A 7353-nucleotide genomic window follows, 5' to 3' on the forward strand; every position below is an offset into this window, starting at 1 on the left:
GTTCATCCTCGCCGACACCCCCGGCCACGTGCAGTACACCCGCAACATGGTCACCGGCGCCTCCACCGCCGAACTCGCCGTCGTCCTCGTCGACGCCCGCAACGGCGTCGTCGAACAGACCCGCCGCCACGCCGCCGTCGCCGCCCTCCTGCGCGTCCCCCACGTCGTCCTCGCCGTCAACAAGATGGACCTCGTCGGATACGAGGAGCCGGTGTTCGCCGCGATAGCCGAGGAGTTCACCGCCTACGCGGCCTCCCTCGGGGTCCCGGAGATCACCGCGATCCCCATCTCCGCGCTGGCCGGGGACAACGTCGTGGACCCGTCCGCGCACATGGACTGGTACGGCGGCCCGACGGTCCTGGAGCACCTGGAGACCGTCCCGGTCAGCCACGACCTCACCGAGTGCCCCGCGCGCTTCCCGGTGCAGTACGTGATCAGGCCGCAGACCGCCGAGCACCCGGACTACCGGGGCTACGCTGGCCAGATCGCCTCCGGCGTGCTGCGGGTCGGCGAGCCCGTCACCGTACTGCCCTCGGGCCGTACGACGACGGTCGCGGGCATCGACGCACTGGGCGTGAGCGTGGACACCGCGTGGGCCCCGCAGTCGGTGACCGTGCGGCTGGCGGACGACGTGGACGTCTCGCGCGGCGACCTGATCGCCCCGAGCGGCAGCCTCCCGGCCGCCACCCAGGACGTCGAGGCGACCGTCTGCCACGTCGCGGACCAGCCGCTCAAGGTCGGCCAGCGGGTGCTGCTGAAGCACACCACGCGCACGGTCAAGGCGATCGTGAAGGACATCCCCTCGCGGCTCACGCTCGACGACCTCTCCCAGCACCCCGCCCCGGGGCAGCTGGTCGCCAACGACATCGGGCGGGTGGTGGTACGTACCGCCGAACCGCTCGCGCTCGACGCGTACGCCGACTCCCGGCGTACCGGCTCGTTCCTGCTGATCGACCCCGCGGACGGTACGACCCTCTCGGCCGGCATGGCGGGCGCCTCGTTCGCCGAGGCCGCCCGGGGCGCGTCCGTACCCGAAGCGGCCGACGACGACGCCGAATGGGACTTCTGATGGGAACCGATTTCTTCTCCTCCTTCGCGAAGGAAGGCGGCCGGGTGGGCAGCGGCGCCCTCGGCAGCGGTCAGGGCGGGGTGGCGCGATGTGCGCGATGACGTACGCGCACTGCCTGCGCGCCCTCCCGCACCACACGCACCGCCCGTACAGACGAAGACCTGCCGACCGCCCGGCCGCGCCCTCGGAGACCCGAGGGACGTAGAGCCCGGCCAACGAGAGGAAAGCCTCCCGTGCCAGCCACCCGTACCACCGTCCGCCGCAGCCTCGTCGCTGCCGCCGCACTGCCGCTGCTCGCCGTGGTTCTCACCGCCTGCGGCTACGGCTCCGAGTCGACCGACGACGACTCGAAGAAGACGGACGCCGCCGCCACCGCCGGGGCGAAGAAGCTCTCGGCTGACGCCGTGAGCATCGGGTACTTCCCGAACCTCACGCACGCCACCGCCCTGGTCGGAGTCCAGGAGGGCACCTTCCAGAAGGAGCTCGGCGGCACGAAGGTCAAGACCTCGACCTTCAACGCGGGCCCGTCCGAGATCGAGGCGCTCAACGCCGGTTCGATCGACATCGGCTTCATCGGCCCCTCGCCGTCCATCAACGGCTTCACCAAGTCCCAGGGCAAGGGCCTGCGGATCATCGGTGGTTCGGCCTCCGGCGGCGTGAAGCTCGTCGTCAACCCGGACAAGATCAAGACGCTGGCGGACCTCAAGGGCAAGAAGATCGCCACCCCGCAGCTCGGCAACACGCAGGACGTGGCGTTCCTCAACTGGATATCCGAGCAGGGCTGGAAGGTCGACGCGCAGAGCGGCAAGGGCGACGTCTCCGTCGTCCGCTCGGACAACAAGGTGACGCCGGACGCCTACAAGGCCGGTTCCCTGGACGGCGCCTGGGTGCCCGAGCCGACCGCGTCCAAGCTGGTCTCCGAGGGTGCCAAGGTGCTGCTCGACGAGACGACGCTGTGGCCGGACAACAAGTTCGTCATCACCAACATCATCGTGTCGCAGAAGTTCCTGACCGAGCACCCCGACGTGGTCGAAGCGGTCCTGCGCGGTTCGGTGAAGACGAACAAGTGGATCAACGCGAACCCGGACCTGGCGAAGGCGTCCGCCAACAAGGCGCTGGAGGCGCTCAGCGGCAAGGCGCTCGCCCCGGAGATCCTGGACCCGGCCTGGAAGTCGATCCTGGTCACCAATGACCCGCTGGCCGCCACGCTGAACGCGGAGGCCGACCACGCGGTGAAGGCGGGCCTGCTGGAGAAGCCCAGCCTGGACGGCATCTACGACCTGACCCTGCTCAACAAGGTCCTGAAGGCCGAGGGCGAGCCCGCGGTCGACGACGCCGGTCTCGGCGTCAAGTAGTCCGTCCGCCCACCCGAACCAGGATTCCCAGGAGGTGACGACCATGGCGACCAGCACCCTCACCAAGGCCGAGGACCGCGCGTCGGTCGAGCACGCCGCTCGTATCACCCACGTCTCGAAGTCCTTCGCCGGACCCACCGGTCAGCAGCTCGTCCTGGACGACATCACGCTCGATGTCGCTCCCGGCGAGTTCGTCACCCTCCTGGGAGCCTCCGGGTGCGGCAAGTCGACACTGCTCAACCTGGTGGCGGGACTCGACCGCCCGTCCGCGGGGTCCATCGAGACCCCCGGCGGGCGGCCGGCCCTGATGTTCCAGGAGCACGCCCTCTTCCCGTGGCTGACCGCGGGCAAGAACATCGAACTCGCCCTGCGGCTGCGCGGGGTATCGAAGGCCGAGCGCCGCCCCGAAGCGGAGCGGCTGCTCGAACTCGTACGCCTCGGCGGGGCGTACGGCAAGCGGGTGCACGAGCTCTCCGGCGGTATGCGCCAGCGGGTCGCGATGGCCCGCGCGCTCGCCCAGGACAGCCAACTGCTGCTGATGGACGAGCCGTTCGCGGCGCTCGACGCGATCACCCGCGACGTGCTGCACGACGAACTCACCCGGATCTGGCGGGAGACCAACGCCTCGGTCCTCTTCGTCACCCACAACGTGCGCGAGGCGGTGCGTCTCGCGCAGCGGGTCGTGCTGCTGTCGTCCCGGCCGGGACGGATCGCCCGCGAGTGGACGGTCGGCATCGAACACCCGCGCCGCATCGAGGACTCCGCCGTGGCGGAGCTCTCCGTCGAGATCACCGAAGAACTGCGTGGGGAGATCCGCCGCCATGGCCAGCACTGACATCAAGTCCGCCGGACCGGCGGGCGGGGCCGGTACCGCGAAGCGTGACGACCTCGCGGGCCTGGAGGCCGGACTCGACGCGCTGGACGCCGTACAGGTCCGGCGCACCCCGGTACGGGAGATCCTCGGCCAGAAGGTGCTGCCGCCGGTCCTCGCGGTGGTCCTGGTCGTCCTGGTCTGGCAGGTGCTGGTCTGGGCGAAGGTCACCGACGACTACAAGCTTCCGCCGCCGTCCGCCGTCTGGGACAGCGCGTCCGACATGTGGGTCAAGGGCACGCTGCTGGAGGTCATCTGGACCAGCGTCTCGCGCGGTCTGCTCGGCTTCGTGCTCGCGGTCCTCATCGGCACCCCGCTCGGCCTGCTGGTCGCCCGGGTGCGGGTCGTCCGCGCGGCGCTCGGCCCGATCCTCTCCGGTCTCCAGTCGCTGCCCTCGGTGGCCTGGGTCGCCCCGGCCGTCATCTGGCTCGGTCTCGTGGACCGGACGATGTACGCGGTGATCCTGCTCGGCGCCGTACCGTCGATCGCCAACGGCCTGGTCTCCGGCGTCGACCAGGTCCCGCCGCTCTTCCTCCGCGCGGGCCGCACCATCGGCGCCACCGGGCTGCGCGGCACCTGGCACATCGTGCTGCCGGCGGCACTCCCCGGTTATCTCGCGGGGCTGAAGCAGGGCTGGGCCTTCTCCTGGCGCTCGCTGATGGCCGCCGAGATCATCGCCTCCTCCCCCGATCTGGGCCTGGGGCTCGGCCAGTTGCTGGAGAACGGCCGCAACAACTTCGACATGCCCGGCATCTTCCTGTCGATCCTGCTCATCCTGTTCGTCGGCGTCGCGATCGACCTGCTGATCTTCAGTCCGCTGGAGCGGTGGGTGCTGCGCAGCCGCGGTCTTCTCGTCAAGAACTGAGTCATCCCCATGCACGCACCCGTCCTTCTCGTCATCGCCCACGGCAGCCGCGATCCGCGGCACGCGGCGACCGTGCACGCGCTCACCGCGCGGGTACGGTCGCTGCGGCCGGGGCTCCGCGTGGAGACGGGTTTCCTCGACTTCAACGCGCCGTCGGTGCCCCGGGTACTGGAGCGCCTGCACGCCCTGAGCACCTCGGGCGAGCCGGGCACCCCGGGTGTGGAAGAGGTCGTCGCGCTGCCGCTGCTGCTCACCCGGGCCTTCCACGCCAAGACCGACATCCCCTCGGTACTGCGGGAGGCCCGGGGCCGGCTGCCCCGGCTGCGCATCCGGCAGGCAGGCGTCCTCGGCCCGTCGCCGCTGCTCCACTCCGCTCTGGAGCAGCGGCTGTACGAGGCCGGGCTCACCGCCGCCGACAAGCGCTCGACGGGGCTGGTCCTGGCCTCGGCGGGCTCCACGGACCCGGAGGCGATCGCAGTGATCGCTGAAATCGCGCGGGAGCTGCGGCACACCGGTTGGTGCGCCGTGCGGCCTGCGTTCGCCTCCGCCAACGCGCCCGGTGGGTTCCCCCGCACCGGGGACGCGGTGCGCGCGCTGCGCGCCGAGGGGGTGGCCCGGGTCGCCGTGGCGCCGTACGTCATCGCGCCCGGCCGGCTTCCGGACCGGATCGTCGCGGGTGCGGCCGAGGCCGGCGCGGACACGCTCTCCGAGGTGCTCGGGGCCTCCCCGGCCCTGGCCCGGCTGCTGCTGGCGCGGTACGACGAGGCACGGGCGGCCCGCGCCCTCTCCCTGTCGGCCTGACCGCGACCTCGTGGGGCTCGCGGACCTGGCGGGGCTCGCGTGGCCAGCGGGGCCCGTCGGCCGGAAAGCGTCCCCCGGGGACCGACCCGGCTCCACGTCCACATCCCGGACCGATATGGTCCACAGGCCGGATGCATGGATGTAAGGAGCAACCATCGTGACCACAGCCCCCGTCGCCAGTCCCCACTCCTTCCCTGCCGGGCCCTCCCCCGAGGAGCCGGTCCCGGTGATCCACGCCGACGAGGTCGCCGTGGTCCGTGACGGCAGGGCGATCCTTGACACCGTCTCGCTCACCGTCCGGCAGGGCGAGCACTGGGCGCTCCTGGGCGCGAACGGCGCCGGCAAGAGCACTCTGCTGGGGCTGCTCGGCGCGGTCACCCACCCCACCCGGGGTTCGGTGCAGGTGCTCGGCAGGACGCTGGGCCGGGTGGATCTGCGGGAGCTGCGGACGCTGCTCGGGCACGTCAACCCCCGTCACCCGCTCCAGTCGGCCCTGACGGTGCGCCAGGTCACCTTGACGGGTCTCACCAACTCGGTCGAGCCGCTGCCGCGCTGGACGCCGACGGCCGACGAGCGGGCGCGGGCGGACGAGCTGCTGGCGATGCTCGGGATGGGCGGCAAGGAGGCCTCGCGCTGGCCGGCGCTCTCCCAGGGCGAGCGGGGCAGGACGCTGATCGCGCGCAGCCTGATGCCGAGCCCCCGGCTGCTGCTCCTCGACGAACCGGCCACCGGCCTGGACCTGGCAGCCCGGGAACAGCTGCTGGACAGCCTGGACGCCTTGCGCGAGGAGCACCCGGAGCTGGCGACGGTGCTGGTCACGCACCACCTGGAGGAGCTGCCCGCGTCCACGACGCACGCGATGCTGCTGCGCGGCGGGAAGTGCGTGGCATCGGGGCCGGCCGACGAGGTGCTGACCACGGACCGGGTCAGCGACTGTTTCGGCCATCCGGTGCGCATCACGCGTACGGAGGGCCGCTGGAGCGCACGCGCGCAGCGGGTGACCCGCCGCTGATGCGCGGCGCGCCCCGGATCAGGCCTCGTTGAACGCATCCTCGGCGAACGGGGTGGCCTGGTGGAAGTAGAGCTGCCAGCCCCCGTCCGTCAGCCGCCACAGTGAACTCCGGTGCGCGCGGCTGCCTTTGTGCTCGGTGTCGAACGTCAGGTGGACGAGGCCGGGGCCGAGCTCGACGCCCTCCATCCGGGAGGCGGTCAGCGGGCCGGGGCGGGTGGAGGCCTCGGAGGTGAGTTCCGCGATGATCGCGGCGCGGTCCCAGAGCCGGCCGCTGGTGCCGATCTCGCGGAACTCGGGGTGCAGCACTGTCGCGAGGAGCGGCGCGGAACGGCGTACCTCGGGGTCGAGCAGCCGCAGTTCGTTCTCGATGGCCTCGGCCACGGGGTACGGGAGCTCAGTCACGGGTCAGCTCCACGAGCTTGACCACGGTGTTCCAGTTGCGGCTGGTGGCGACGAGCCCCTTGGTGACGGCCGGCCGGGCGAGGGCGACGGCGAGGTCGGAGCGGCCGAGGCCGTCGGGAGCGTAGAGGTAGAGGGCACGGTCGCCGAGCCGGAACTCCTCCGGCAGGTGGGCGGCGGGGTCCACCCGGGCGAAACGGTCCTCGGTGACCTGCTCGTCGTAGAAGGTGACGTGCAGCTGCTTGCCCTCCAACTCCGCGGCGGGGAAGGGGCATGCGTCGGCGACGGCGCGGAGGTAGGCGCCGGAGCGGACGAGGCAGTCGACGGCGAACCCGAAGTGCTTCGCGATGGCCCGCTCGATCTCCGCCGCGACCTCCTTGTCGTCGTCGCTCGCCGCGGTGAGGACCGCGTTGCCGCTCTGCAGGTACGTGGTCACGCCGGTGTGGCCCAGTTCCGCGAGGAGGGTCCGCAGTTCCGGCATGGGCACCTTGCGGTGGCCTCCCACGTTGATGCCGCGCAGCAGGAGTGCGTACGTCGTCGTCATGGAGCTCACCTTAGGCGGTGTCCGTTCCCGGAATCCGGTGGGCCTGCCGGTCCGTCGCCGCCGTTCGGGGCTGTCGCAGCAGGGCACGGCGCCGGTCGTGATGTGCGCCCACGGCGCCCCGGGCCAGGGCGTAGGCGTCCTGTTCCAGGTCGGTACCGAGGCGCAGCCGCCGGTTGGCGTGCATGTGCAGCAGCGAGCGCAGGACGCGGGAGACGTCGGCGTCACCTTCTCGGACCGCGCTGCTGTACGCGGTCAGCGACGCGTACCAGTCGTCGAGTCCGGCCGGAACATCCGGTTCGCCGACGGTGATGAGGGCCAGCGCGTCACGGCGCCTGCCGCTGAACATCCTGTGCCGCCGAGGGTCCTTGGCGTACTGGTCCAGCAGCCATCGTTCGCCGTCCTCCTGACCCTGTTCGGCGTGGAACCCGCGGACGAGA

At 71.6% G+C, this 7353-nt stretch carries 9 protein-coding genes; 6 read left to right on the plus strand and 3 right to left on the minus strand.

From position 1 onward, the window contains the following. The 6 genes from ACWCSV_RS34300 to ACWCSV_RS34325 all read left to right on the plus strand — a co-directional run. Window positions 1-1069: sulfate adenylyltransferase subunit 1 (locus tag ACWCSV_RS34300; RefSeq protein ID WP_451149137.1), on the plus strand; the 1069-nt coding region annotated here is incomplete at its 5' end. A gap of 233 nt (window positions 1070-1302) precedes the next feature. Further along, window positions 1303-2424 carry an aliphatic sulfonate ABC transporter substrate-binding protein gene (locus tag ACWCSV_RS34305; RefSeq protein ID WP_451149139.1) on the plus strand — a complete coding sequence of 374 codons (1122 nt, stop codon included), beginning with the start codon at window positions 1303-1305 and terminating at the stop codon, window positions 2422-2424. Window positions 2425-2467: 43 nt separating this feature from the next. Next, window positions 2468-3259 (plus strand): ABC transporter ATP-binding protein, encoded by a 792-nt coding sequence (locus ACWCSV_RS34310; protein ID WP_451149141.1) that lies wholly within the window; start codon window positions 2468-2470, stop codon window positions 3257-3259. After that, the gene (locus tag ACWCSV_RS34315; RefSeq protein WP_451149143.1) at window positions 3246-4160 is read left to right on the plus strand and encodes an ABC transporter permease; all 915 of its coding nucleotides are present in this window, start codon (window positions 3246-3248) and stop codon (window positions 4158-4160) included. Before ACWCSV_RS34310 ends, ACWCSV_RS34315 begins: the two co-directional genes overlap by 14 nt. A gap of 9 nt (window positions 4161-4169) precedes the next feature. Further along, complete coding sequence (locus tag ACWCSV_RS34320) at window positions 4170-4961, plus strand: sirohydrochlorin chelatase (RefSeq protein WP_451149145.1); 792 nt, start codon at window positions 4170-4172, stop codon at window positions 4959-4961. Between the two features lie 154 nt (window positions 4962-5115). Next, complete coding sequence (locus tag ACWCSV_RS34325; protein WP_451149153.1) at window positions 5116-5973, plus strand: ABC transporter ATP-binding protein; 858 nt, start codon at window positions 5116-5118, stop codon at window positions 5971-5973. Window positions 5974-5991: 18 nt separating this feature from the next. On the opposite strand, the gene ACWCSV_RS34330 is transcribed toward ACWCSV_RS34325, so the two are convergent. The 3 genes from ACWCSV_RS34330 to ACWCSV_RS34340 form a co-directional block, all read right to left on the minus strand. Further along, window positions 5992-6375 (minus strand): nuclear transport factor 2 family protein, encoded by a 384-nt coding sequence (locus tag ACWCSV_RS34330; RefSeq protein WP_451149147.1) that lies wholly within the window; start codon window positions 6373-6375, stop codon window positions 5992-5994. After that, a complete protein-coding gene (locus tag ACWCSV_RS34335) occupies window positions 6368-6916 on the minus strand; it encodes a DUF1697 domain-containing protein (RefSeq protein ID WP_451149149.1) in 549 nt (182 codons plus the stop codon). The genes ACWCSV_RS34330 and ACWCSV_RS34335 overlap by 8 nt, the downstream gene beginning before the upstream one ends. 10 nt (window positions 6917-6926) lie before the next feature. Next, window positions 6927-7353 (minus strand): lantibiotic dehydratase C-terminal domain-containing protein (locus tag ACWCSV_RS34340; protein WP_451149151.1); only part of this gene is annotated, 427 nt, incomplete at its 5' end.

It is taken from the genome of Streptomyces sp. NPDC001770 (assembly GCF_053596135.1).

Excerpts from the sequence above, each read along its gene's own strand:
- ACWCSV_RS34310 (WP_451149141.1), top strand. The coding sequence starts at position 2,468 with ATGGCGACCAGCACCCTCACCAAGGCCGAGGACCGCGCGTCGGTCGAG.
- ACWCSV_RS34315 (WP_451149143.1), top strand. The coding sequence starts at position 3,246 with ATGGCCAGCACTGACATCAAGTCCGCCGGACCGGCGGGCGGGGCCGGT.
- ACWCSV_RS34320 (WP_451149145.1), top strand. The coding sequence starts at position 4,170 with ATGCACGCACCCGTCCTTCTCGTCATCGCCCACGGCAGCCGCGATCCG.
- ACWCSV_RS34335 (WP_451149149.1), bottom strand. The coding sequence starts at position 6,916 with ATGACGACGACGTACGCACTCCTGCTGCGCGGCATCAACGTGGGAGGC.